The organism is Alishewanella sp. HL-SH05 (genome assembly GCF_052655985.1).
The window spans coordinates 1,399,869-1,425,465 of record NZ_CP199753.1 but is presented as its reverse complement, the minus strand read 5'-3'; the positions used below and the strand labels follow the sequence as shown (position 1 = coordinate 1,425,465).

Genomic DNA, 25,597 nt, shown 5'->3' with positions numbered 1-25,597 from the left:
CAAACAGCCTAAAGCCCCGTTTAATACTTGGCAATGTCTGGTAAGTCGCCACTGTTACCCAGCGCAGCCGCCATCAGCTTTTGTTTTAAACCCGGTAGTTTATCGGCCAACAACAAGCCTGCACCACGTAATAATTTCAGTGCCGGTTGCTTGTTGCTAAAACCCCGTTTAAAGGCTTCCATCGTGGCGATCATGCTTTGCGCTTCGGCTTTACGCCAACGCTGATAGGCCAATAATGCACGAGGTTCTGCCAAGGCTTTACCGCTTTGCAGTTGCTTTTCAATAATCTGCGCTAACGCGGCCACATCCATTAAACCTAAATTCATACCTTGGCCCGCCAAAGGGTGAATACTGTGCGCAGCATCGGCCACTAACACAACCCGCCCCCGCACCCACTCACTGGCATAACGCATCGTCAGTGGAAAAGCATGCCGCTCGCTCGTCAGGGTTAAACAGCCCAAGACGCTTTGGCTCGCTGCCGATAATGCCTGATTAAAGGCATTATTGTCTAAGGCCAGTAACTGCTCTGCCCGTGCCGTGTCGGCACTCCAAACAATAGAGCATTGCTGTGCATCGGGTAAGGGTAATAATGCTAGCGGCCCGGTGGGTAAAAATACCTGTCGCGCCACGCCTTGATGCGGTTCTTGGCAATGAATACGCGCCACAATCGCCTGCTGCTGATAATCCCAATGCGTTAACGGTAGCTGTTGCTGCTGCCGTACAAAAGAATTGCCCCCATCAGCGCCCACCAGTAACTGACTTAATAAAATGTCACCGCTGGCGAGCTGCACTAATACTTCGCGCTCGGTTTGCGCCAACTGGCTAATCTTTGCTTGAAAGAAACACTGCACATTATTGTGTGTTTGTAGCTGCTGATATAACTGCTGGCGGATCCCTTCGTTATCGCAGATCCAACCCAGTTGCGGTAACTGAGGTGGCTCTGCACTAAATTCAATTCGTCCAAAGCTATCCGCTTCCCACACTGCCATAGAGGAGTAAGCCGCTGCTTGCGCCATAATAGGGTCTGCCACATTTAAGTGACTGAGTAAACGCATCGAAGCCGGATTTAATGCACTGACTCGCTGATAGGTTAACTCGGCTGATGTTGGCGCAGCGCCTTGCTCTACCACAGCAATCTGTAAACCTAAGGGCGCCAATAACAACGCCAAGGTAAGCCCCGCACTACCGCCACCGACGATAGTAATATCAAGATTTTGCATAAGAGGTTCCATAGCCCATGGTTTGCCGTGCTAATGGCTGTTTTAACTGATCATTCAGTAATAATGCTAACAACCCCACATTGCGCGCCAAGGCAATTAAACGAGAGCGATTCGAAAAGCAGCGCACCAGCGCATCAGTCAGTTGGATCACTTGCGCCATATCGGCTTGTCGCGCCAGCTGATAACGGCGTAACTGCGGGTAAGTGCCCACTTCGTCTAAAGTGCCGCTGGCAAGCAGATCGCTTAAAGAGGCAATGTCGCGTAAGGCTAAGTTAAAGCCCTGTCCGGCAATCGGGTGCAAGCTGTGTAAGCTATTACCAAGTAACGCCAACCGATGCCCGACCACTTGCGGGCTTTGTCGTAGCACCAAGGGATAACATGCTCGCTGACCACAGCCAGTAAATTGCCCTGCACGATAGCCAAAGGCTTGTTGTAATTTTGCCAAAAAATCAGGCTCAGACAAAGCCATTAACTGCTCGGCTTGCTCGGGGCTAACGGTCCAAACGACTGAATAGCGATTATCCACTAACGGCAGCAAAGCTAAAGGTCCATGCTCGGTAAAACGTTCATAAGCTTTGTGCTGATGGCGCTGAGCAATAGCCACATTACAAATGATCGCGGTTTGCTGATAAGGCTGTTCACTTTGGGTAATATCGGCAAGTTGACGAGTAGCCGATTGGCCACCTTCGGCAATGACCAGTAAACGAGCAGCAATAGCGCAGCCATCTTGTAAAGTCAGTTGTTGCTGCGCTTGACGGCTTTGCAGTTGACTAATTTGATTGGGTTGATAACGCGTAATTTGCGGATAGCACGACAACTTCGCCGTTAATACCGCGCCTAGGTGTTCCACTTCGACAACTTGGCCTAATGCCGGTAACCGATATTCTGCAGCTGATAACCACGTTTTACCAAAATGGCCGCGATCGGATACGGCGATCTGTAAAATAGGGCAGCTGTGGCGGGCTAAATCCGCCCAAATACCTAATTGTTGTAGCTGTTCAACACTGGCTGCAGCCAAAGCAATACTGCGGCTGTCAAAACTGGCTTGCGGCGCGCTGGCCGCTTGCTGCTCGACTATCGCGATAGTCAGTTCGGGGCAACGCTGGGCAATGCTCAACGCCAGCATAGAGCCTGCCATACCGCCGCCGGCAATAACCAAATCAAAGTTTGCTGCGCCCTGCGGGCTGGATGCCTGCTCTGGCGCGGCTGAAGGCTCTATGGTTTTCATGCAAGCACTTTTCCTAGCAAATTAGCCGGTTTATCAGATGAAACAGGCTTCACTTCATTAACTGCTCTATCTCGGTAAGGCTTTTTACACAGCTGGCGGTAAGGTTCTCGTAGCCATCAGCCGTTACCAAAATATTGTCTTCAATTCGCACCGCAAGCCCCCACCATTTTGCAGCGGCGGCACAACCGGCAGGAAAATACAGACCCGGTTCGATGGTTAACATCATACCGGCGACAAAGGGTCGATCTTGCCCCGCGATTTTATAAGCCCCTACGTCATGCACATCTAAACCTAGCCAATGACCAATACCGTGCATGAAGTATTGTTTACAGGCTTTTTGCTGAATAAGTTCAGTCAACTCACCTTGTAATATACCCAGCGCAACTAAGCCCGTGGTTAAGATTTGTTCTGCTAAAGAGTTTAAATCGGCAAAGGTACAACCGGGTTTCACGGCAGCAATACACGCAAGCTGTGCGTCTAACACCAATTGATAAATGACTGCTTGCTCAGGTGTAAAACGCCCATTAACCGGAAAGGTACGGCTAATGTCGGCAGCATAACCTTGCCACTCACAGCCGGCGTCAATCAAAACTAAGCTGTTATCCGCCAACTGACTGGCATTTTCAACATAGTGCAAAATACAGCCATTTTCGCCACTGCCAACGATGCTGTTGTACGCGGGGAAACGTGCACCGTGCATGGCAAATTCATGCAAAATCTCCGCTTCCAACTGATATTCCCAAGCACCAACCTGACAAAACCGCATCGCACGCTGATGCGCTTGGCTGCTGATCTGTGCCGCTTGTCGCATAATGTGCAACTCTTCCGGTTGTTTAACCAAGCGTTGTTCACTACTGAGCGGTCGTAAATCGTGCCATGCCGTCGGGGCAATGTCACCACGCTTTTCGCGCTGACGCAACACCGCCATGATCTCACTAATTTGCTGCTCTAAGCCTGGATGTTCACCTAAATTAAGATATACCGCCGTTTTACCATTTAACGCCTGAGTCAGCTGTGTTTGCTGCTCGGTTTGACTACAGGCCTCAAGCCCCAGTGTTTTAAACGCCGCTGCGGGGCCTAAGCGTCGACCTTGCCACATTTCAGCGAAAGCATCTTTGTCGCGGCACAGCAATAAACTGGTGGTATCAGCATCTGTTGCTTTGCTTAAAATCAGTAAGGCATCTGGCTCGTTAAAGCCGGTGTAATACCAAAAATCGCTATGCTGGCGAAAGGGATACTCGGTGTCACGACTGCGCGTTTGCTCTGAAGCCGCGGCGATAATCGCCACACTGTGCTCGGGTAGTTGCGCAAGCAGTTGTTGACGACGTTGCTGAAAATATTCGGGTAACATAAAGCCTCGGTTTGGGTCATCTGCCAAGCTGTATTTGGCCTAAGCGCACCTTTCGCTTAGCCTAAAACGCCCATCGACAGATTAATGCAGGGTTTTACTTACGGGGCCTTTATCTTGAAACTTTTGCCCGACATCGTTAAAGCAACTGAACACCATTAACCGAATATGTTCGAGTACCATGTAATAAGCTTCTTCGTTTTCTTCAGCACTGCTATCAGAGCTGGTGGTAAGATCCACTTTGGTCACTTCAGTCAATTGCTCTACCGCTTCGCGCACATCTTCTGACACTAAAGACAGATCCGTTTGCTGCACCGCAAAACCAACTAAAAAGGCCTGTGTCCATTCCACCATGGCCTCTAACCGTTCAACCAAGGCATCATCTTCGTTGGGCAGTAATAGTGCAAAATCGTATTCACCGCTTTGTAAACTAATGGCAGTATTGCTAATTAACTGCTGGACGTCGGCTTTTAGCGCTGCGGGTAAAGCCTGACCATCATTTAAAAAATCGTATAACACGGCTAAAAAGTCAGCTGATTTGGCCGATAAGCCACCGCTGAGTAAACCACTCATTAAACCATGCAGCTCGGCGGCCGATGCCATCACATGGGCTTGCTCAAGTGCCGTACTCCAACGATCATAGCTGTGAATCAAAGAACCGGGCATAACACCCCTCGCCTAAAAAAATCAAAGTCGCTTATGCTAACACCCCCACTCGTTTTGGCCAATACTGCAAAGGCTTACAGCGTATAGCTGCCTAAACAACCAGCAAACAAACCGGCAATTTATCGAATAATTTAGACAGCGCCGTTACGGATGTTATACTTAAGCCGTTCTCTGGGTTGTTTGTGTGCTTGTTGACGTCCCTGAGCCGATAATTGTTTTACCTAGGGATGCTTTTGCGTTGCTTTTGTGCAGGCCCGGCTTGTACTGGGAAGCCTACGGTGACCATTGGCCTTCCGCCTTGAACCTTGGGTTCAAGGGCTTAAATAAGTTACGGCAACTTGGAGAACACTTACAAACCGCCTTAGGCTTAGCGGTTTGTCTTTGCCATTCCGATTTTGCGAGGCTGCAGCAAGACATGTTAAGTCGTCAGCAATTGCGTACAGAAATGCGACAGCGTCGCCAAGCCCTTTCTGCCGCAACCCAACATAGCGCCGCCCTTGCGCTCTGCCAGCAAGTCCTTAGTCAACCTGACATCATGTGCCAACAACACTTTGCTTTATACCTAAGCAACGATGCCGAAATTAATACCAGCCCATTAATCAACGCCTTACTCAACGCTAATAAACAGCTGTATTTACCAGTACTGCATCCTTTTGTCAGTGGCTATTTGTTATTTCAGCATTACTTGCCTTCAATGCCAATGCGAACAAACAAATTCGGTATTGCCGAGCCCGTTTGGCATTGCCAACACATTAAACCGGTGGCCGAGCTCGATGTTATTTTTACGCCCTTAGTCGCTTTCGATGATCGTGGCCAACGCTTGGGTATGGGCGGTGGTTTTTACGATCGTACGCTTGCGCCGTTAAATCATCTCGCTGCGCCAGCGCGCACACCGCAATTAATTGGTTTAGCGCATAATTGCCAGCAATGGCCTGAATTACCCATAGCGCCCTGGGATCAGCCCATGGCGGCTATCGCGACACCTTCACATTTTTGGCGTTTTAACGCCGACTGAGCAGACAGAGCAAAAGCAACACTGTCTTTTTTTAACACAGCCGATATAATATCCATCTGTATGGCTAAACGTATAAAGTAGATAAGCAATGACTCAAGATGAAATGAAACGAAATGCTGCCCGCTCAGCACTGGCTTTTATCCCTGAGAACTCCATTGTCGGTGTCGGTACCGGCTCTACCGTGAATCATTTTATCGATGCCTTAGCCGAGATTAAGCATAAAATCACTGGCGCTGTGTCTAGTTCGGAGCAATCCACAGCACGATTAACCGCGCTGGGTATTCCGGTGTTCGACTTAAATGACGTGGCGAGCTTTAATGTGTATATCGATGGCGCTGACGAAATTAACCCGCAGCGCCATATGATTAAAGGTGGCGGTGCCGCATTGACCCGCGAAAAAATTGTTGCCGCCGTAGCCGATACCTTTATATGTATTGTTGATAGCAGCAAGCAAGTAGACGTAATGGGCCGTTTCCCGTTACCGGTTGAAGTGATCCCAATGGCCAGCGCCTATGTTAGCCGCGAATTAAGCAAATTGGGTGGCAAACCGGTTTTACGCCAAGGCGTAATTACAGATAACGGTAATCAGATCATTGATGTACACGGCTTAGCCATCACCGATCCGCTGCAACTGGAACAACAATTAAACAATATTGTCGGTGTAGTCACCAACGGTATTTTTGCTCAGCGTAATGCCGATATCGTGCTTGTTGGCACAGCTAACGGCACCCAAACCTTAAAATAATAAAATGCAGCACCGAAGCTGCAGTAATACGACGACAATCATAGGCAGCATTTTTTAATTTAATTAAGCACAAGAGACGTGACATGGAAAAATTTTCGCTAGCAAAAGACAAGATTAAAATCCTGCTGCTCGAGGGTTTGCACCACAGTGCCGTACAAACCTTTAAAGATAATGGTTATACCAATATCGAGTATCTGAAGACTTCGTTACCAGAAGATGAGCTGATTGAGCGAATCAAAGATGCACATGTGATCGGTATTCGCTCGCGCACTCAGCTGACCGAGCCGGTATTAGATGCCGCCAATAAACTGATGGCGATTGGTTGTTTTTGTATTGGTACTAACCAAGTGGATCTGCATGCCGCGTTAACTCGCGCTATTCCGGTGTTTAATGCGCCTTTCTCTAACACGCGTTCGGTTGCCGAGTTAGTTTTAGGCCAATTAATTATGCTGTTACGTGGTATTCCACAACGTAACGCCGCTGCGCATCGTGGCGAGTGGTTAAAAACGGCAGACCAATCGTTTGAAGCCCGCGGTAAAACCTTGGGTATTATTGGTTATGGCCATATCGGTACGCAGTTAGGCATCATGGCTGAAAATATCGGTATGCGCGTGCAATTTTATGATATCGAAAGCAAATTAGTGTTAGGTAACTCAACACAAGTTGATTTAGAAACCTTACTGAAAACTTCAGATGTGATCAGTTTGCATGTACCTGAAACCGTACAAACTCAAAACATGATTGGTGAAACAGAACTGGCGCTAATGAAACAAGGCGCGATCTTGATCAATGCTTCACGCGGCACGGTGGTCGATATTCTGGCACTCACCGCGGCTTTAGAAAGCCAAAGGTTGGCCGGCGCCGCCATTGACGTTTTCCCTATCGAACCCAAAGGCAACAGCGAAGAGTTTGTTTCACCCTTGCGTCAATTTGATAATGTAATTTTGACTCCGCACATCGGTGGTTCAACCCAAGAAGCACAAGAAAACATTGGCTTTGAAGTGGCGGGTAAGCTGGTGAAATACAGTGACAATGGTTCAACACTATCCGCTGTTAACTTCCCTGAAGTATCACTCCCCGAGCACAAAGGCCGCTCACGCTTGTTGCATATCCACAAAAACCAACCCGGTATGCTGACCAAGATCAACGAAGCTTTTGCAAGGCATAATATCAATATCTCTGGTCAGTACTTACAGACCGTACAAGAAATTGGTTATGTAGTAATTGATATTGATTCTGAAGATAGTGAACAGGCGTTAAATGAATTAAAAGCGATCCCAGGTACATTAAGAGCCCGTATTCTGCATTAATTGAATACCAACTAGTGAATGCGCTTAAAAAATGACCTTGAGTCTAGCACAAATCAGTTGAGCATGACCTGTTTGCTCTAAATCAACCGTTGCAAGCCATGGATGGCCCGACAAATTCGTCGGGAACGAATTTGAAAAGCTTTGCTGGCCCGGAAGGGTGAACTTCAGGAATGAAATTCATCATCGAGCCTCAGGGATGATTGATGGCGTGTTGATATGAGCAAACCGCGTCATGCTAAACATTACACACATCGCTATTAACCCTAAATCCCTTTTTGTTTCGTTCAATACCTTAAAGCTTAGCTGTAAGACTCATTTAAAAAGCATAAACCAGTGAAGCGGACGTTTCTGTATCTGTCGTTTCAGCATCGCCTTCAGGCTCAGAGTTATAGTTCACACTAAAACTTAAACGCATGCCTAATCGACCATTGATTTGTGAAGTTAATGAAGTGCGGCTGGTGAATATCGAGTTATTGCCATCCAGCGAGACGTTTCCTTCAAAAGTCTGCCGAAAGCGACTGCCTTTATACAATTCTTGATCGAAGTTGGCTGCTAAAAACCAAATTAAACCACGGCTAGTGTTACCCGATGCTGCTTCGCGATAAGCAAAACCCGGGCCGGTTTCTAAGTCTAAATAGTTCGCTTGGTGCTCATAAATACGGTTAGCATAACCTGTTACCAACTGCCCTTGCTGTTTAAAAGCCCCGAGCATGTCATAGGCATAGGCTGCACGGCCAAAGAATGACTGTGTACCACTTAGGAATTTATAATTGCTTTGCCCCGTGAACGCGTAACGCTTTATGGTCGTTTGGCTGGTCACATCACCGGTGTCTGTATTGGTAAATTGATTTTTTTGTAACCGCCCCTGAAACTGATACTTATTCCGAAAATACTCAGTGTCATGCACCATCTCGGTGACCAGCCGCCAGCCTCGTGCTTCGGTATTCCCGTTGATAAACAAAAAGCCGAGTTCGATATCACCCGTAATGGTGCCCAAAATACCCAAATCGATAAATTCAGGCAACGTTCCCGCATCGTTCTCGGGTTCTTCGTTGGCGAGTACACTAAAGGACAATAATCCGAGCAAAAGTATTAAAACAGGCATGTTAGGCGTAATTTCTTTATGGGGTTTCTGAGTAATGCTAGCGCCGGCTCTTCAGACGCTAGCTCTGGCTAACCGCTTAGTTACTTTCAGCGCGTTGCTTTATATAGTCAAGTGCCAGTGTGATCCGCGCTAAAGCACGCTCTTTACCGACTAAATACAACGTCTGATCCAAAGCAGGTGAGTTACCGCCACCGGTAACCGCCACACGCAATGGCATGCCGACTTTACCCATACCTAAACCCAATGCTTCTGCTGCTGCATTAATCGTTTGGTGGATATTGGCCGCATCCCATGTGCTGAGTTCAGCCAGTTTGGCATGAACTAACGCTAAAGGTTCCGCTGCAACAACACGTAAATGCTTTTTCGCTGCATTTTCTTCAAACTCGTTGAAGTCTTCATAAAAATATCGGCTGACTTCTACCAACTCTTTTAACGTTTTTACCCGTTCAGCTTGCACGCTAATCACGTCAGTAAGCGCCGGGCCGTTTTCAGTATTCAGCTTTTGCTCTGCTAGATGCCAAGCTAAGTGCTCAGCCACCTGCTCTGCCGGCAGCGTTTTCATATAATGCTGGTTAAGCCAAATCAGCTTGTCTGTATTAAAAGCAGAGGGTGCGCGGTTACAGGCAGACAAATCAAAGAGATCTTTTAATTCATCAATACTAAAAATTTCTTGATCACCATGAGACCAGCCCAAACGCACTAAATAGTTTAGTAACGCCTGCGGTAAGAAACCATTATCGCGATACTGCATCACGCCAACAGCGCCGTGGCGCTTAGATAAGCGCTTGCCGTCATCGCCTAATATCATCGGTACGTGTGCGTATTTTGGAATCTCTGCACCTAATGCCGCTAAAATGTTCATTTGCCGAGGCGTATTGTTAACATGGTCATCACCACGGATCACATGAGTAATCCCCATTTTCCAGTCATCTACCACTACGGTAAGGTTGTAAGTTGGGGTACCGTCGCTACGAGCGATGATCAAATCGTCCAGCTCGGCATTAGCAATTTCAATACGGCCTTTGATCATATCGTCAATTACCACTACGCCATCTAGTGGGTTTTTAAAACGAATAACATAAGGCTTGTCGCTCGGATGATCGGTTCTGTCACGCCACATACCGTTGTATTTGGGTTTTTCCCCAGCGGCCATTTGCGCTTCACGCATGGCGTCTACTTCTTCAACAGTACAAAAACACTTATAGGCTTTGCCTTCAGCTAATAATTGCGCAACCACCTGTTTATACAAATCAAACCGTTTAGTTTGATAATAAGGACCCTCATCGTGATCCAGCCCCAACCACTGCATGCCTTCTAAAATGGCATCAACCGAGGCCTGCGTTGAACGCTCTAAATCGGTATCTTCAATACGCAGGATAAATTTACCACCCTGTTTTTTAGCGTATAACCAGCTAAATAAGGCAGTACGAGCACCACCAACATGTAAATAACCGGTTGGGCTTGGGGCAAAACGAGTCACCAATGACATAATTTTTCCATATCTGACTGAACAAGCTATAAGCTGGCTATTGTAGCAATGCCAGCCGCAGGATGCATCAAAGCTGTCGTTGTTCATGCAGACTTTTTCGGCAATAGGCAAAATGCTGTTCACTTTTGCGGCAAGCGGTAGCATTTTCAGAAAATAAAGTTGACACTCTTTTCTTGCTGCCTATAATGAGCGCCATCACAGCGTGGATTGTTAGCTCAGCTGGGAGAGCACCGCCCTTACAAGGCGGGGGTCACTGGTTCGAACCCAGTACAATCCACCAATTCGATGTTATTTATCCCATGGATTGTTAGCTCAGCTGGGAGAGCACCGCCCTTACAAGGCGGGGGTCACTGGTTCGAACCCAGTACAATCCACCAATTCGATGTTACGTATCCCACGGATTGTTAGCTCAGCTGGGAGAGCACCGCCCTTACAAGGCGGGGGTCACTGGTTCGAACCCAGTACAATCCACCAAATTGCCTTTAAAACTAAATTCCATTTTTATTAACAGCTTCGCTTGAAGAGAACCGCCCGCTCTTTGCCAAGACACGGTTGCCACTACTTCGAACCCAGTACAATCCACCAATTTATTTTTTAAAACCGATCTTATTTGTTGCTAGCTCAGCGGTAAGAGCACCGCCCGCTCTTATACAAGACACGGTTAGCACTACCTCAAGCTTTGTAAGCACCTACTTTGCACCGTTGCCGATACATTGCTTTATCCGAACACCTTTACTCGTGACTTTTCTTTGACACGATCATGATTAACTAAGACTTTCCTATACTTCAACATCTATTTCTAGTTCAAGTTCTAATTGAGAACTGCATTAATGCAGCTAATTCACTACAACTGCCTCAGTTTTGATGTCTCTAAAATATCGTGGTATCAACTATGCTCTTTTTCAATACCAATCATAGAGTTACCCATTTTAGGTCATTATATAAATTACTGTACGGTTCATAGAATCAAAGCTATGCTATAAATTAATGGTATTAAAAGTTGTCGTTTTAAATTCTTAGGATTATTAATGGCTGTATTTTCCGCGAAAGAAAGTTTAAACCGCACAATACTCGATAACATCATGGATGCCGTTGTCAGCATTGATAAAAATGGCTTAATTACTTATTGCAACCAAACAGCTTTAACGTTGTTTGGCTATAAAGAGGCAAACTTACTCGGCAAAAATATCAAATGTCTCATGGTCGACTATCATGCTGAGCATCATGATAACTATTTACGTGATTATCGAAGTAACCTTGTTAAACGCGTAATAGGTAATACACGTGTGCTGCAGGCCAAAAATATCAACGACGAACTCATACCCATAGAGTTAAGAGTATGTCAGCTAGAAATGGAAGATGGCACCGCCTATCTGGGAATGATCAGAGACCTTAGGGACAGTATTTCCAAACGTGAAAAAATTCACTTACTAGAGAATACAGATTTACTGACCGGCTTACCCAACAGAAACGCCTTAGTGTTAGCGTTAAATGACAGCATCGATGGTCTGGTGATAAATAAGCAGAACTTTTATTTACTGATGATCGACGCTGATGATTTCAGTAAAATTAATCAGGCCTTTGGTTATGAATATGGTGATGAAGTTCTTCGAAAAACAGCAGAGAAATTGTCTAAATATAAAGACTTCAGGTTAATTGCTCGCTCTAGCCAAGACGAATTCGGCGTGTTGTTTCAATCAGAGTTACCTCAACATGAAATTAAGCGATGGTTAACAGAGGTACTATGCCAACTTTCTACCGTAGAGACCATTATTAACAGGCCAATAAGTTGTTCTTTTAGTGGTGGTATTTACAACTTTAATCAACCCAACGAAAACAGTCAAAATGCTATTGGCTATGCTGAGAATGCCCTTAAATTTGCGAAACAACTACAGCGGGGCGGCCTCGTATTTCACTCTAATGAAATTGATCAAGAACAACGACATTCCGCAGTCTTAGACCAAGGATTAAAGTCTACACAACTCACAGAACAACTGTTTCTAGTTTATCAAGCTCAAGTCGATGAACATGGACAATTAATTGGCTTTGAAGCGTTAATGCGTTGGCAGTATCAAAACCAACTTGTTCGCCCTGATATATTTATAGCTCTGGCAGAACGTAATGGAGCCATTTACAAAATAGGAGGATGGTTACTGGAGCAAGCGTGTCAATTTTTAACATGGAGCAGCACTATACCTGAGTTTGCCTCTTGCCGCTTATCCGTTAATGTTAGCCCTAAACAATTTGCACACCCAAACTTTGTTCCGGATATTATTCAATCTTTGCTCAATCACAAAATTGATCCCCAACGACTGCACCTAGAGCTAACCGAAAGATTATTGCTAGAAAACCCAGCCATCATAGTGCAGAAAATGCAGGATTTGCGACGCTATGGTATCAGTTTTTCTTTGGATGATTTTGGTACAGGCTACTCTTCGCTAGCCTATATTAAAAATCTGCCGCTTAGTGAACTAAAAATTGACAGATCCTTTGTAAAAGAAATTACAAACAGTGCATCAGACCGAAAGATTGTTTCTACTATATTATTGTTAGCTCAGGGATTAGGGCTTAATGTAGTGACAGAGGGGGTAGAAAATTTAGAACAATTAACCGAGCTTAAAAAGCTGGGTTGTAAACAATTTCAAGGTTTTTTCTTCGCTAAACCATTAAGAAAGGAACACCTTTTGACTAGCATTCCTCAGTTTAAAGCCGATGGGCTCTAAAGCAGGTTCTGTTTGTAGCCAACGCTCGCGGTTATTCTTTATCGCCAGTAAAGTGATCAGGACAAATATTTTTACTCGAACGCCATAACATGCTGATCATCGTTATGGCAACGTTCTCAGCCTAATACGAACCCGTTTGCCAATTTCCGATGCGGTTTATCCTTTAGGGAAACTCTTTGTTAGCTTTTTTGAACACTATGGTGTTCACCTCATTACCTTCATTTGTACTTAAGCTTCATAAAGTATGATTTGTATCAAGGTATCCTATCTTGGCCCTATTACTATAAAGATGTGGTGCCAATGCAGACTGGATGACTAGGGAGAATCAGATGAAGGCTATTCGCGCCATTCTAAGTAAAAAGAGCCTTATGCTCTTGTTGAGTTTGGGTCTTAGTTTTTTTGTAACCACCGTGGCCGCAGATAATGACGATTGCCAAGATCCTGTTAGAGACTGGCAGCCACGACAATTGCTTAAGCAGCGTTTAGAGGAGCAAGGCTGGGTTGTTCAGCGCATTCGAATTGATGATGGTTGTTATGAAGTACGCGCTTTGGATGAACAAGGCCGTAAAGTGAAAGCCACTTTTTCGCCCTCGTCTCTCAGTCTACTGAAACTAGAATGGAAAAAAGACAAACACACACAAGATACACCCCCAACCGCTAACCTGTTTCGCTAAAACAATCAAAACGGAGATCGCCAAATGCCTAAAATGATTCTAACCACAGGTTTACTACTGATATTCAGTTTAGCGAACACCGCCGCGGCAGCAGAAGTGACTGTTAAAGCAACATTGAACAACTATCAAGGTAATGGAGCTTATCTTGCTATCTATTTAACTGATGCCAATGGCAAATTTAACCAAACATTGCGGATTGCTGGCGAGAAACAAAAATATTACAAACATTTGCGTGAGTGGGCCAAAGGCAGTGGTATGCAAGCGATTGAGTATGATGGTCTAACTGGAGCCAGTGTTAGCAGTGGTGACAGTATCACTTTCAAAACCAATATCGATGATACGCTGATCGACGCCGGTTATTTGATCCGCATCGACAGCGCGGTTGAAGATCAACGAGATAATCGAATTGATGCTGAAGTCGCATTGACCCGCCAAGGGGCAAATGTACCGGTTAAAGGGCGTGGCTACATAAAAACACTTAGCTACTCTCTGTGATGCTGTCGATAAATAAGCTATTCACATGAAACGTCGATTGCACTCGTTGTTAGGCCTTTTATTTGGCACTTTATTGTTGCTTATAGCCAGCAGCGGTGCCATTTTGTCTGTGCAACCCGCCATGGAGCGAAGCTTAGCAACCGTTCCCGCTCGAGGGGCAGTAAACGTGGCTGATCTAGCGGCAATTGCTGTGCAGCATTATCCTGGCACTGAACAAATTGAACGCCTTCCCTCAGGCGCTGTGTTGGTCTATTTTACTCATAATGGCAATCCGGGGGCGGTGCTTATTGATCCCTTAACTGGTGAGTTTATTGCCGATTATAAGCCGTCCGCTTTTTTCAGTTGGATTAAAGAACTGCATCGCGCTTTTTTGTGGGATTCTCGTGGTCGGGCGACTGTGGGGGTTAGCGCGCTAGCGATGCTGATCCTCTGTTTTAGTGGGGTATTTTTGCTTACTTCACGACTCGGTGGCTGGAAAAAAATGTTCACGCCGATAAAAAGCGCCGCCACCGACGCCATAGGGCCTCGCCTGCACGCTGAACTAGCTCGTGCTGCAATGCTTGGGCTCGTGTTATCGGCATTTACCGGTGTTTGGCTCTCGGCCTTACGTTTTGACATTTTAACCGAAGCACCAGAGCAAGAAGCGACGTTTCCGACCACATTATTAGGCTCAGCACCTGCGCCAATCGACACCCTCTCGGCACTACAACAAGTCGATTTACGTGATCTGCACCAACTAATTTTTCCATTCCCTAATGATCCTCTCGATGTTTACGCTCTAAGAACCCATCAGGGATCAGGATATATTGATCAAGCTAGCGGACAGTGGCTGACCTATACCGATTACGGAAATGGCGCCATGCTGCAAACATTTATCATGGAGTTACACACTGGCGATGCCTATTGGTGGCTTGGGTTACTCTTTGGTATCGCCGCCTTAACCGTCCCAGTATTAGTCGTCACCGGCACCATGACTTGGTGGCAACGTCGCCAAAATTCTCCAAAATTAAAAGGAAACGCTGCCGCACATCTTGCAGATACCATTGTGTTGGTTGGCTCTGAAATGCAAAGTACATGGGGCTTTGCTCAAGCCTTGCATCAGGCTTTAACCACCCACGGCTGCTTGGTGCATATTGCGCCAATGAATCAACTGGCCCCTCACTATACCAAAGCGCGTCGCTTGTTGATTTTAACTGCCACTTATGGTGATGGCGATGCGCCGGCTTCCGCGCAGCAATTTTTACAAAAACTCGAACAACTGCCGTTAACATTTAACTTACCTTGGGCAGTGCTGGGGTTTGGTGATCGGCAGTTTGAGCGTTTTTGTCATTTTGCCGATCAAGTCAGCCTTGCATTACAACAACGACAATGGCCACAGCTATTGGCAACGCATTATATCAACCGTCAATCAGGCCAAGCGTTTGAACAATGGGGTGCTGCCTTGGGCCAGGCAATCCAATTACCATTATCGCTGCATTACACTTCCATTCACCCAGCAACGATGCCGCTAACATTGTATGAACGCAGCGGTTATGGCGAAGCAGTTAATGCACCCACTTGCATCTTAGGTTTTACGCCAATGCATTCCGGTAAAGCTCTACCTCATTTTACCGCAGGCGATTTAGTGGGTATCATCGCTCCAGGTAGCGAAACACCTCGCTTTTATTCAGTGGCCTCGAGCAGTCAAGACGGCATATTGGAAATATGCGTAAGACGTCATAAAAATGGCCTCTGCTCAAACTTTTTGTGTCAATTAAAGCTGGGTGGAGTGGCGAATATATTCATTCAGAAAAATCCGCGCTTTAAACCTTGTAAGGGTAAAACACCGATCATTTTGATTGGCGCCGGCACCGGTATTGGCCCTTTGATTGGCTTTATTCGAGCGAATACAACACACCGCCCAATGTTTTTATATTGGGGTGGACGTCGAGCGGATTCTGACTTTTTATATCAACAAGAATTGCAATCTTATCTTGCTGACCAACGCTTATCGCAATTACATCTTGCCTTCTCACGCAGTCAGCAACCGGCTTATGTGCAAGACGAACTGCAACTTAATGCTGAACAGCTGCAAGAACTGATGGCAGCTAACGCCCAAATTCTAGTTTGTGGCGGGAGGCAAATGGCCACTGATGTTGCGACCACTTTGCATAAGATATTTCTGCCACTGGCATTAAATATTAAGGCCCTAAAACAACAAGGCCGCTATGTTGAGGACTCTTACTAGATTAACGCTCTAGTGTTACTTAACATAACTTGCTCTCAATACCTCCCAGCTATTCATATGCTTGCCACATGTTCATAATAAATCTTGGTAAAAACCTTTGTTCTTCCTATATTTAAAAATAGATGATATTCATATCATGATGACAGTACTTTACCCTCATTTCATAAAAGTCACTCAGCCGTAGGATACCGCTCATGCCCCATTCACACCACCACGGCACAGAAAACCTTGGCGATGGCAAACTACTTGTTGCCGTGGTCATCAACGTTTTACTCACCGTAGCACAAATTATTGGGGGTATTATCTCGGGAAGTTTATCGCTGATTGCCGATGCCCTGCATAATTTAAGCGATGCCGCTTCGCTGGGTATCGCCATTTTTGCTCGCAAGATAAGCCGTAAACCCGCCGATGAATTGAAAACCTTTGGCTATAAACGGGCCGAAGTGATTGCAGCGCTAATTAACCTCATCACATTGATCATTATTGGTTTATATCTTATTTACGAAGCGTTATGGCGTTTAGCTGATCCACAAGAGATCGCTGGTTGGCTGGTGGTCATTGTGGCCAGTTTTGCGTTGATTGTCGATGTGGTCACCGTGCTTCTGACCTATGCGCAATCAAAAAACAGCATGAACATCAAAGCCGCCTTTTTGCATAATGTCTCCGATGCTCTCGCCTCCGTTGCAGTGATTATCGCCGGCACCTTAATTTTACTTTATCAATGGTACTGGGTGGATACCTTGTTGACACTGCTGATTGCTGGCTATGTGCTATGGCAAGGCTTTAGCATGCTGCCTAAAGCTATCCATTTATTGATGGATGGCACACCTGAGCATATAAACATCCCACAGGTTATTGCGGCCATGCAAGCGTTAGATGGCGTAACAAACGTGCACCATGTGCATATCTGGCAAGTCGATGAACAGCACAGTGCGCTTGAAGCGCATGTTGTGGTGGAAAACATGGATGTGGCAGAACTGGAGAAAATAAAAACCACCTTAAAAGCACTATTAGCCCGTGAGTTTCGTATAGGTCATACCACCTTAGAATTTGAGCATGCCACCCTGACTAACTGCAATAACGCGCAAGTTTGTCATTAATTTTGTTATGCTTGTAATGAGATTTTTAAAGCGGACTCGTCACTTCTTTGCCTTGTCCTGAGGAATACATGCATTTACCCACTGTTGTGATATTAGCTCTGGTAATAAACCTGATCGTAGGTTTTTATTTGTACTTACTTTATCGGCGCAAACCCAAAGATCGCTGCTTTCGACTTTGGTCATTCTCATCCATCAGTTTTGTGCTGGGTGGCTCGCTCGTTGCCTTACGCCCTTATGATATTGCCGCGTTTTTCACCTTCTTTGTTGCTGATTACTTGTTGTTATTGGCGCCAATTTTGGTGTTGGCGGGGCTCATTCAATTTTCACGCTTTCGCTATACGCGCCGGCGACGCCAACAAGCTTTTGCGCTATTAGCATTGACCGCAGTCGCTTTATTAAGCGTACATCAACACCCCGGTATCTTGAGTGTGCTAATCGCACTGGCTATTGGTATCACCTTTTGTTTATGTGCTATTTTGCTTCAAAAATCGGTAATTACCGAGCCCACCTTTACCCGCACCTTACAAGGTATTTTTCTGCTGCATGCGCTAACCATGTTTACCCAAGTAATGTTGATCCTCTGGCAATGGCAATCATTAAACAGTAATGGCTTACCCGAAAGCTCTGTTTATACTCTGCTAAGTCATATTTTATTGACCACCTTTACCGCCCTATTGCTACCCTGGTTATGCTTCTTGAAACTAGAACGTAAACTCACCTTAAAATCGCAGCGCGATGGTTTGACCAAACTGGCTAATCGCGAGCACTTTTTCAATCAAGTTGAACGCTATTGGCAACAACAACGCCCGATGCCCGCAGTATTGATGATGATCGATATCGACTTCTTTAAAAAAATTAACGATAAATTTGGCCATGCGGTAGGCGATAGCGCTATAAAAGCCGTGGCACAGTTGTTATCAAAACAATTACGTTGTAACGATATTATTGGCCGCATTGGTGGTGAAGAATATGCTGCACTACTTATCGATCTAGATGAGGCCACCGCACTCAAAATTAGCCAACGACTCTGTGAACAAGTTGAAAAACAACTACAATTTGTGGCAGATGCCAAAGTCGAACTGACCATCAGTATTGGTTTAGTGCATGTGGATACCTCACAACACGACTACGTGAGTGCGCTAAGAGCCGCAGATGAAGCGCTTTACAGCAGCAAGCGTGCTGGCAGAAATACCGTAACCCTCGGCGCAGTTGGGCTTTGACACCAAGAATTTTAGAATGGATTAATGGCAAAACCTTGCTGTTGCAATAGCACGTGAGCCGTCATCGCAGAAAGCGCCATATTCACACCGGGTAGCAAGTCAGCATTACTGATGCCATAAGCAGCAGCACTTTGTCCACAAAGGTAAAATTTGACTCCCTTTTCCTGTAGTTGTGCGATAGCAGTGGCGCTGCTATTTTTTAGTCCATCTTTATTGGCGGCATAAAATTTTGGGTTCGTCATCTCTAAAGAGGCACTGCCATGCACTACCACGGCCAGCTGAATATTTTCTAAAGGCACACCCGCTGCAACATGCATATTGATAAATCGAGCCGCACTTTCTATCGACCGATTTAGCTTGCCTGGTTCTGCCGCTTTAGCGACGTCGAAAGCCAGCTTAAATACCGTATTGGCGGGCAACGGCTCAGTTTGTTGCACAGGTGCTGTCGGCCCGAAATCGTTAAACACGGGGCCGGTTTTAAAATTGTCCAGTTGCGCAGCTAAGGCATTTTCATTGCAAAGCAATAAGGGGATTAATAAAAGAAAACGGTGTATTTGCATGGGAGTGTCCAACGATTGTTTATAAAGACTATACCTAGCACCCGCGGAATCAACAAGCCTAAAGCACATCAGTTTCAGCCGGTGAGCGCCCAACATTGAGCTATGAGTCAAACGAAAAAACCGCTTTCAATGCGTTATCCAATACTTGTCAGAACCGTCTGCATCCAAAGTTCTATTAGCCCGGCGGTTAACTATTGAACGGTTTTTTTAAAATCAACATTTAAAGCCTGCCCCTGTGGTTTCAAACAACGCTGTGACCGAGATCAATAAACCTTATTTAATTTACGCCTATACTTATCAGTGTAAGACAATAATTAATCGCATAAGGAAATAATATGACGCTTGAAAAACATAGCTTTCTCAGTGAGTTTCCCGATCATCACCATACTATTCGCCATTTAAAGATGCACGATCGGCACTTTGCAAAGTTATTTGATGAATACAACGACTTAGATCACGAAGTATTTAGTCTTGAATCTGCCGGTATCCCTACTACGGATGACAATTTAGAGCAAAAAAAATGCGCCGTGTTCAGCTTAAAGACTCGCTGCTTGCCATGGTTAAAAAAGAAGAAGCCGCGCAATAACACCAAGCCAAATAATCTTATTAACCACAGCTACGTTTAACAAAAAAGCGTCACTGTGGTTGTGCAGTTTTCAGCATCGCTAGCCGTATATGCGGCGGCTAATTGGCTTTAGCGATATGGATAGGCGCTGCACCAAAGGTTTGTTTAAACACCCGGCTAAAGTGGCTTGGGTTATTAAAGCCTAACTGATAACACACTTGGCTTATCCGCTCGCCAGTTTGCAGTAACCGATAAGCCTGTTGTAAGCGCAATTGCTGCTGCCACTGCGCTGGGGTTACCCCAAAAGCTAATTTAAACTGCTGATAAAATTTACTGCGGCTCATGCAGGCAATTTTGCATAACGTTTCAATTTGAATATCTTCGCTCAGATGTTGCTCAATATAGTTCAGCACATTACCCAGCGGTGTTGTTTGGTTGTTTTGCTTACAACTGGCCAACAGTAATTCGCGGCTTTGCTGCTGCAATAAACGGGTAATCAATTCGTTTAACGACAATTCAATTAAATAGTCACGGTGCTGCTCGTTTTCACTGAACAGCGTGATCATTTTTTCCAGTAACTGCTGCGTTTGCGAATTATGCTGGCCGTGTACCAGCTTCGGCACATAATGAAAAAAATCGCTATGGCTAATTTCTTGTTTGAAATTCAGCGCATCGGCCACGTTACGGATTTTATCGGTACTGATTTCAATGGCAAGGCAGGTGGTGGGTTGTTGCAGTGATGCCTCTGGAAAGTCGATAAGTACCTTTTGCCCAGGCGCCAGCACAAAAGATTGATGCGGTAAGAACGCGCTGTGGTATTGGCAATCGGCGACATGCATGACTTTTTTGCCCGTTAGCATACCGCAAAACAATAACTCGCTAGAGTGTAGCGCCACCTGCTGCGCATCTTGATAGGTGTCATAAATACTGAGTTCAGCATGCTCACCGGCAAAGCTCACTTTGTTTTCAACAAGCACATTAATGCGTTGGCGTTTTTGGGTGAGTACCGATGTTGTCATAGTCTCCCTCTGTTTGGACAAATAGACAAAAAATCTGGACTAGCAAGCAAGCGTGTTGAACACCGCTCCGCTAATGTGAACTTATGGCGGCTAAAAAACAATAACTTCCCGCCAGATTTTGTTATTTACCACTAAATTCAATATCACTATTTAGACAAAGGATAGACTATGATTTATGCAAATCCAGGTACAGCGGGTGCCTTAGTTAACTTTAAAGCGCAGTATGGTAACTATATTGGTGGTGAATGGGTCGCCCCCATTAAAGGCCAGTATTTTGATAACAAAAGTCCGGTAAACGGCAAGGTGTTTTGCCAGATCCCACGTTCGAGTAAAGAAGATATCGAATTAGCGCTAGACAAAGCGCATCTCGCTAAAGCCGCTTGGGGCAGTACCTCTGTAGCGGCACGCAGTAACATTTTACTGAAGATTGCTGATCGTATGGAGCAAAACCTAGAGATGTTAGCCGTCGCGGAATCTTGGGATAACGGCAAAGCCATTCGTGAAACCCTAGCCGCCGATATACCACTGGCAATTGATCACTTTCGTTATTTTGCTGGGTGTATACGCGCCCAAGAAGGCAGTATTGGCGAGATTGACGAAACCACTGTTGCCTACCATTTTCATGAACCACTGGGCGTGGTTGGCCAAATTATTCCATGGAATTTTCCGATTTTAATGGCCGCATGGAAACTTGGGCCAGCACTAGCGGCCGGAAACTGTGTGGTGTTAAAACCTGCCGAGCAAACGCCCGCCTCTATTTTAGTGTTAATGGAATTAATCGGCGACTTACTGCCAGCCGGGGTGCTGAATGTGGTCAATGGCTTTGGCAAAGAAGCCGGAGAAGCCCTCGCAACCAGCAGCCGTATTGCCAAAATTGCGTTTACCGGCTCTACGCCTGTTGGCTCGCACATTTTAAAGTGTGCAGCAGAAAATATTATTCCGTCTACCGTTGAGCTTGGCGGTAAATCGCCAAATATCTTTTTTAATGATGTGATGGATAAAGACGATTCATTTCTTAGCAAAGCGATTGAAGGTGCGGTGTTGGCCTACTTTAACCAAGGTGAAGTCTGTACTTGCCCGTCAAGGCTGTTTATTCAGGAAGACATTTACGAGCAATTTATTGCGCGCATTTTAGAGCGCACACTACAAATTAAGCGCGGCAACCCACTGGATAGCGAAACCATGGTCGGCGCTCAAGCCTCCCAAGCGCAGTTTGATAAAATTTTAAGTTATATTGAAATCGGCAAACAAGAAGGCGCGCAGGTACTGACCGGCGGTCAGGTTGAACAGCTAAGTGACGACTTAAACGGCGGCTATTATATTCAGCCCACCATCTTGAAAGGCACTAACGATATGCGGGTATTCCAAGAAGAAATTTTTGGCCCAGTGATTTCGATGTCGACCTTTAAAGATGAAGCCGAAGCCCTTCAGCTGGCTAACAGTTCAGAATTTGGCTTAGGCGCTGGGGTTTGGACGCGCAATATGAATCGCGCCTATCACTTTGGTCGTAAAATTGAAGCCGGTCGGGTGTGGACGAACTGCTACCATATGTATCCGGCGCACGCGGCCTTTGGTGGCTATAAGAAATCCGGTATTGGCCGAGAAACCCACAAACTGGCACTGAATCATTATCAGCAAACCAAAAACTTATTGGTCAGCTACAGTGAAGATCCGCTAGGTTTCTTCTAGCCAAAGGTTTTGCTAACCCCATAAAAAAGAATTGATAAACCGCAGCCGGCACGCATTGTCATTAAAGCGTGCCGTTTTTTTACAACTTAAAGTTAAAAATATTTGACATTGTGACAATTAAGTCAAACACTAAGTTGGATATAGCTACCATAAAACTGACTTACCCTAGGAGAGCCATATGCTATTACTTGAAACAATGCCGTATCGCGAGAAAGTGGCTTGGTTGTCGCTTTGCGCCATGTTGCTTACCTTTGGCCCCTATTTTAGCTTAGTCGCAACGGGCTATTTTCCTGCACAACCGTTGCCTGATCTTCGGCAGTTAATCGGCTATGCCATTACGGTAGCTATTCAGCTGACGTTATTGGGTATTGGCCATCTTTTATTACGGTTCTTTAACCCAGCGGAAGCTAAGCTGCAGCCAGATGAGCGTGATACTGCCATTAAACAGTACTCGGTTAGCATAGCGTATTATGTGCTGATTACCGGAATGATTTTAGTCGGCGTGGTGATGCCCTTTTCTAACAGCGGTTGGGATATTGTCAACGCAGCACTCTTTATGATTGTGTTAGCAGAAATGGTGCAATATGGCATGGTAGCGGTAAGCTATCGTAGGCAAGCGGCATGAACGGTAGCTTATCTAATAATATTCGCTTACAACGCTTCATGCATGGTGAAATGACGCAAGCAGAATTGGGACAACGGGTTGGCGTCACTCGCCAAACCATTGCCGCCATTGAAGCAGGTAAATATTCCCCTTCTCTCGAAGTCGCGTTTAAGATCGCCGCTGAATTTAAATTGCCTTTGGAGGAATTGTTTCAGTGGCAAGGATAAACGCTAAGCGCAAAGTAATGGACTAAAACCGGCATCAAATCGTACCGGTTTTAGTCCTTAGCGCTTATCGCAAAATCCTGATTAGCGCATCACTGCCGATTAGTCAGATACACCGGAATAATCGCCACCGACTCGGGGGCCGTTACCGCAAAACTGGCGTTGGCAGCAATATTACCACCGGCACTGTTCAAGATATTATCAAATCGTAACACGCGGTTATTCGACTTTTCGGCAACATACAAATGCGCACCGCTATACATAATATCGACCGGATTACCGAGCAAGGTATTCGCGCCACTGATATTAACGGCTATGTTGGTTAAGCCATCAGCACTGCTGGCATTATTTAGAATATAAATTTTACCATCGGTAGCATCGGCCGCACTGCCCACATCAGAGACCATTAACGCATCACTGGCAAAATCATAATCAATACCATGTAAATTGGTTGGCGCTGCTACAGCAACACCGGAGACCGCGGGGGTGATCATACGATCTGCAGTGCTAATGACACTACTACCCGCTAGCCATTTCGCTCTAACTTGATTAAACACCGCAACACTGCCATTGGTTAATGCGACAAAAGCACGATCTGTAGTGGGATCATAATCGACATCCCACGGTCGGGCCGGAGCGGTGTTTAAGGTTAGTAGTGGTGCGGCATTACCGCTAGCACAGGCTGAATAAATGAATACGCCTGGTGTTGCCGCATTATTTTCAGCCACAAAAATCAAACCTGAGGCAGAATCAACATCTAAGCCTTTGGGTGAAATTAAGCCCGTGTTACTTCCGGTAATGATCCGATCTTGCGCCGCAGAATATTGCTCGCCTAGGCGCATAGTCGCGACACGGTTAGAAATCACAATGCCACCGCTAGTCGTCGTATCAAAAGTGGTGTAACTGTCACCTGCCAAATCAAAGGTAACGCTTTCAATATTTTGTAGCGCATTATATTGGCCTAAGTTACTAGTTAAAGGCGCATTTAATCGGCTTATTTGCCCTGTTGTCGGGCCTGTTGCCGCGGGATTACTGGATACCGCAACACCAAGTAACACCGCAGCACTGCTGATATCAGAGATATCTGCGTCTTGGCGCGAAGCGGTCAGTTCAACTAGTGCTTCAGGTTTAATGGCGCTGGTTGTTAAATCAGGCGCAATATCACCGCTTGCACCTGCAAAAATATTGGCATACACCAAAATGGCATCATTGGCTTTTTCGGCAATGCGTAATTCGCTGCCCGATAAAATAATATCTACCGGATTACCCAGTTTAGTTGCGGGGCCTTTAATGACTCGGCTAGGCACAACATTGCCATCGACCAATGATATGTTATTAAGTACAAAAATTGCACCATCAGTGGCATCGGTAGCACTGCCAACATCCGAAAGAACCATTTTGTCAGATAAACGATCGTAGGCAATCCCATGTAAATTAATCGATTGTTTAGCCCCATTGCTATCAACCGGGGTAATATTGCGTGTTGGCATCGCGGCATAGTTACTTGCAACATAATTATCGTAAACCGACAGTACGCCATTTGTTAGCGCCACATACAGCCTATCGTTATTGTCATCGTAAAACAGATCCCACGGCATCGCATCGGTGGTGGTGGTAGCTAACGGCGCGACATCCCCTGCCGCGGCGCCACCATATACGGTGACTTGCATTGCAGTTTGATCGGCAATAAACACTAAACCACGCATCTGAGAATAGGCAATTCCTTTAGGATTAACTAAACCGGTTGTTGCACCGGTAATTTCCCGATCACTATTTAGGTTAAACGCAGCGCCATCAGCACGTTGAGCTATTTGACAAAAGGTTTTTAGACTACCGTTCATGCTGTCACCGGCTTGCACTAAATTGCCCAGCGGATCAAGCGCCACTCCTTCATTATTTAAGCCGGTTAAACGTTTCAGCATAGCGGCATTTTGGTTAACCACATCCACGGTATTGCGGTTATCCGTGCCATTGTTAGCGATAAGAAAATGAGCGGCGGCGAAACCGGGCTGGCCATTGTTTCCTACGGGACCAGGCTGGCCTGGTTGCCCTGTAGCGCCCATTTCACCGGGAGCACCATCATCACCATTACAACCCGATAAAGCCAATAACATGGCGAGAGCTAATGCGCTTAAAGCTAATGGCCCTGTCGGCCGAACTAATTTTGATGTTGTCATGACGTTGTCCTTAAGTTTATCAACTGAGTTTGATGAGTGACATAGCTATTGGCTTTGCTGCTAAATACTCATCTTCAATTGCAGTAACGACCCACTTGAATAATTAGATGCAACTATTTTGATATTTTTTTATATATTAAATTGGTAATTTAAAATTTGTTTAATATCAGTATGTTTGTTGGTAATTCGCACCT

General features: G+C 45.6%; 22 protein-coding genes, 3 tRNA genes and 1 other RNA gene. 17 read left to right on the top strand and 9 right to left on the bottom strand.

The genetic code is table 11. From position 1 onward, the window contains the following. Positions 1 to 20: 20 nt before the first annotated feature. The 4 genes from ACUJFL_RS06615 to ACUJFL_RS06600 all read right to left on the bottom strand — a co-directional run bounded on the left by ACUJFL_RS06615 (position 21) and on the right by ACUJFL_RS06600 (position 4,462). Positions 21 to 1,220, bottom strand: coding sequence for an FAD-dependent monooxygenase (locus ACUJFL_RS06615; protein WP_445428775.1), 1,200 nt, complete (start codon positions 1,218 to 1,220; stop codon positions 21 to 23). Continuing rightward, positions 1,207 to 2,448 (bottom strand): 2-octaprenyl-6-methoxyphenyl hydroxylase, encoded by a 1,242-nt coding sequence (ubiH, locus tag ACUJFL_RS06610; protein ID WP_445428774.1) that lies wholly within the window; start codon positions 2,446 to 2,448, stop codon positions 1,207 to 1,209. The genes ACUJFL_RS06615 and ubiH overlap by 14 nt, the downstream gene beginning before the upstream one ends. A gap of 49 nt (positions 2,449 to 2,497) precedes the next feature. After that, entirely contained in the window at positions 2,498 to 3,799 is a 1,302-nt protein-coding gene (gene pepP, locus ACUJFL_RS06605; protein ID WP_445428773.1) for a Xaa-Pro aminopeptidase, read from the bottom strand. 81 nt (positions 3,800 to 3,880) lie between these two features. Next, entirely contained in the window at positions 3,881 to 4,462 is a 582-nt protein-coding gene (locus tag ACUJFL_RS06600; protein WP_306176840.1) for a UPF0149 family protein, read from the bottom strand. A gap of 165 nt (positions 4,463 to 4,627) precedes the next feature. Here ACUJFL_RS06600 and ssrS point away from each other — a divergent pair. The 4 genes from ssrS (at position 4,628) to serA (ending at position 7,532) form a co-directional block, all read left to right on the top strand. Further along, positions 4,628 to 4,811: non-coding RNA, 6S RNA (gene ssrS / locus ACUJFL_RS06595), on the top strand. Between the two features lie 66 nt (positions 4,812 to 4,877). Further along, entirely contained in the window at positions 4,878 to 5,477 is a 600-nt protein-coding gene (locus ACUJFL_RS06590) for a 5-formyltetrahydrofolate cyclo-ligase (protein WP_445428772.1), read from the top strand. A gap of 88 nt (positions 5,478 to 5,565) precedes the next feature. After that, the gene (rpiA, locus tag ACUJFL_RS06585) at positions 5,566 to 6,222 is read left to right on the top strand and encodes a ribose-5-phosphate isomerase RpiA (protein WP_226749923.1); all 657 of its coding nucleotides are present in this window, start codon (positions 5,566 to 5,568) and stop codon (positions 6,220 to 6,222) included. 83 nt (positions 6,223 to 6,305) lie between these two features. After that, a complete protein-coding gene (gene serA / locus ACUJFL_RS06580) occupies positions 6,306 to 7,532 on the top strand; it encodes a phosphoglycerate dehydrogenase (protein ID WP_226749922.1) in 1,227 nt (408 codons plus the stop codon). Between the two features lie 316 nt (positions 7,533 to 7,848). On the opposite strand, the gene ACUJFL_RS06575 is transcribed toward serA, so the two are convergent. Next, positions 7,849 to 8,637, bottom strand: a complete 789-nt coding sequence (locus ACUJFL_RS06575; protein ID WP_306176842.1) for a DUF481 domain-containing protein — start codon at positions 8,635 to 8,637, stop codon at positions 7,849 to 7,851. Positions 8,638 to 8,713: 76 nt separating this feature from the next. Then, positions 8,714 to 10,126, bottom strand: coding sequence for a glutamate--tRNA ligase (gene gltX / locus ACUJFL_RS06570; protein ID WP_445426442.1), 1,413 nt, complete (start codon positions 10,124 to 10,126; stop codon positions 8,714 to 8,716). A 204-nt stretch (positions 10,127 to 10,330) separates the two neighbouring features. Between gltX and ACUJFL_RS06565 the strand changes: the two genes are divergently transcribed. The 9 genes from ACUJFL_RS06565 to ACUJFL_RS06525 all read left to right on the top strand — a co-directional run bounded on the left by ACUJFL_RS06565 (position 10,331) and on the right by ACUJFL_RS06525 (position 18,565). After that, positions 10,331 to 10,406 (top strand) — tRNA-Val (locus tag ACUJFL_RS06565). A 21-nt stretch (positions 10,407 to 10,427) separates the two neighbouring features. Beyond that, positions 10,428 to 10,503, top strand: a tRNA-Val gene (locus ACUJFL_RS06560). 21 nt (positions 10,504 to 10,524) lie between these two features. After that, positions 10,525 to 10,600 (top strand) — tRNA-Val (locus ACUJFL_RS06555). Positions 10,601 to 11,154: 554 nt separating this feature from the next. Next, positions 11,155 to 12,849, top strand: a complete 1,695-nt coding sequence (locus ACUJFL_RS06550; RefSeq protein ID WP_445428771.1) for a putative bifunctional diguanylate cyclase/phosphodiesterase — start codon at positions 11,155 to 11,157, stop codon at positions 12,847 to 12,849. 329 nt (positions 12,850 to 13,178) lie between these two features. After that, positions 13,179 to 13,523, top strand: a complete 345-nt coding sequence (locus ACUJFL_RS06545) for a PepSY domain-containing protein (RefSeq protein WP_445426440.1) — start codon at positions 13,179 to 13,181, stop codon at positions 13,521 to 13,523. Between the two features lie 24 nt (positions 13,524 to 13,547). Further along, complete coding sequence (locus tag ACUJFL_RS06540) at positions 13,548 to 14,018, top strand: DUF2271 domain-containing protein (RefSeq protein WP_445428770.1); 471 nt, start codon at positions 13,548 to 13,550, stop codon at positions 14,016 to 14,018. Positions 14,019 to 14,043: 25 nt separating this feature from the next. Next, on the top strand, positions 14,044 to 16,245 hold the full coding sequence (locus ACUJFL_RS06535; protein WP_445428769.1) for a PepSY domain-containing protein: 2,202 nt from the start codon (positions 14,044 to 14,046) through the stop codon (positions 16,243 to 16,245). 194 nt (positions 16,246 to 16,439) lie between these two features. Further along, complete coding sequence (locus tag ACUJFL_RS06530) at positions 16,440 to 17,345, top strand: cation diffusion facilitator family transporter (protein WP_445428768.1); 906 nt, start codon at positions 16,440 to 16,442, stop codon at positions 17,343 to 17,345. A gap of 68 nt (positions 17,346 to 17,413) precedes the next feature. Then, entirely contained in the window at positions 17,414 to 18,565 is a 1,152-nt protein-coding gene (locus tag ACUJFL_RS06525; RefSeq protein ID WP_445428767.1) for a diguanylate cyclase, read from the top strand. A gap of 11 nt (positions 18,566 to 18,576) precedes the next feature. On the opposite strand, the gene ACUJFL_RS06520 is transcribed toward ACUJFL_RS06525, so the two are convergent. Continuing rightward, positions 18,577 to 19,125, bottom strand: coding sequence for a DsrE family protein (locus tag ACUJFL_RS06520; protein ID WP_445428766.1), 549 nt, complete (start codon positions 19,123 to 19,125; stop codon positions 18,577 to 18,579). A gap of 335 nt (positions 19,126 to 19,460) precedes the next feature. On the opposite strand from ACUJFL_RS06520, the gene ACUJFL_RS06515 reads away from it, so the two are divergent. Beyond that, positions 19,461 to 19,751, top strand: a complete 291-nt coding sequence (locus ACUJFL_RS06515; RefSeq protein WP_445428765.1) for a YdcH family protein — start codon at positions 19,461 to 19,463, stop codon at positions 19,749 to 19,751. A gap of 58 nt (positions 19,752 to 19,809) precedes the next feature. Here ACUJFL_RS06515 and ACUJFL_RS06510 read toward each other — a convergent pair whose 3' ends face one another. Next, positions 19,810 to 20,709 carry an AraC family transcriptional regulator gene (locus tag ACUJFL_RS06510; protein WP_236128523.1) on the bottom strand — a complete coding sequence of 300 codons (900 nt, stop codon included), beginning with the start codon at positions 20,707 to 20,709 and terminating at the stop codon, positions 19,810 to 19,812. A gap of 168 nt (positions 20,710 to 20,877) precedes the next feature. Here ACUJFL_RS06510 and exaC point away from each other — a divergent pair, with 168 nt between their 5' ends. The 3 genes from exaC to ACUJFL_RS06495 all read left to right on the top strand — a co-directional run bounded on the left by exaC (position 20,878) and on the right by ACUJFL_RS06495 (position 23,229). After that, positions 20,878 to 22,398 carry an acetaldehyde dehydrogenase ExaC gene (exaC, locus tag ACUJFL_RS06505; RefSeq protein ID WP_226749910.1) on the top strand — a complete coding sequence of 507 codons (1,521 nt, stop codon included), beginning with the start codon at positions 20,878 to 20,880 and terminating at the stop codon, positions 22,396 to 22,398. 178 nt (positions 22,399 to 22,576) lie between these two features. After that, positions 22,577 to 23,023 (top strand): hypothetical protein, encoded by a 447-nt coding sequence (locus ACUJFL_RS06500; protein WP_226749909.1) that lies wholly within the window; start codon positions 22,577 to 22,579, stop codon positions 23,021 to 23,023. After that, complete coding sequence (locus tag ACUJFL_RS06495) at positions 23,020 to 23,229, top strand: helix-turn-helix transcriptional regulator (RefSeq protein ID WP_445428764.1); 210 nt, start codon at positions 23,020 to 23,022, stop codon at positions 23,227 to 23,229. The genes ACUJFL_RS06500 and ACUJFL_RS06495 overlap by 4 nt, the downstream gene beginning before the upstream one ends. 89 nt (positions 23,230 to 23,318) lie before the next feature. Here ACUJFL_RS06495 and ACUJFL_RS06490 read toward each other — a convergent pair whose 3' ends face one another. Next, positions 23,319 to 25,403, bottom strand: coding sequence for a collagen-like triple helix repeat-containing protein (locus tag ACUJFL_RS06490; RefSeq protein ID WP_445428763.1), 2,085 nt, complete (start codon positions 25,401 to 25,403; stop codon positions 23,319 to 23,321). Between the last annotated feature and the right edge of the window lie 194 nt (positions 25,404 to 25,597).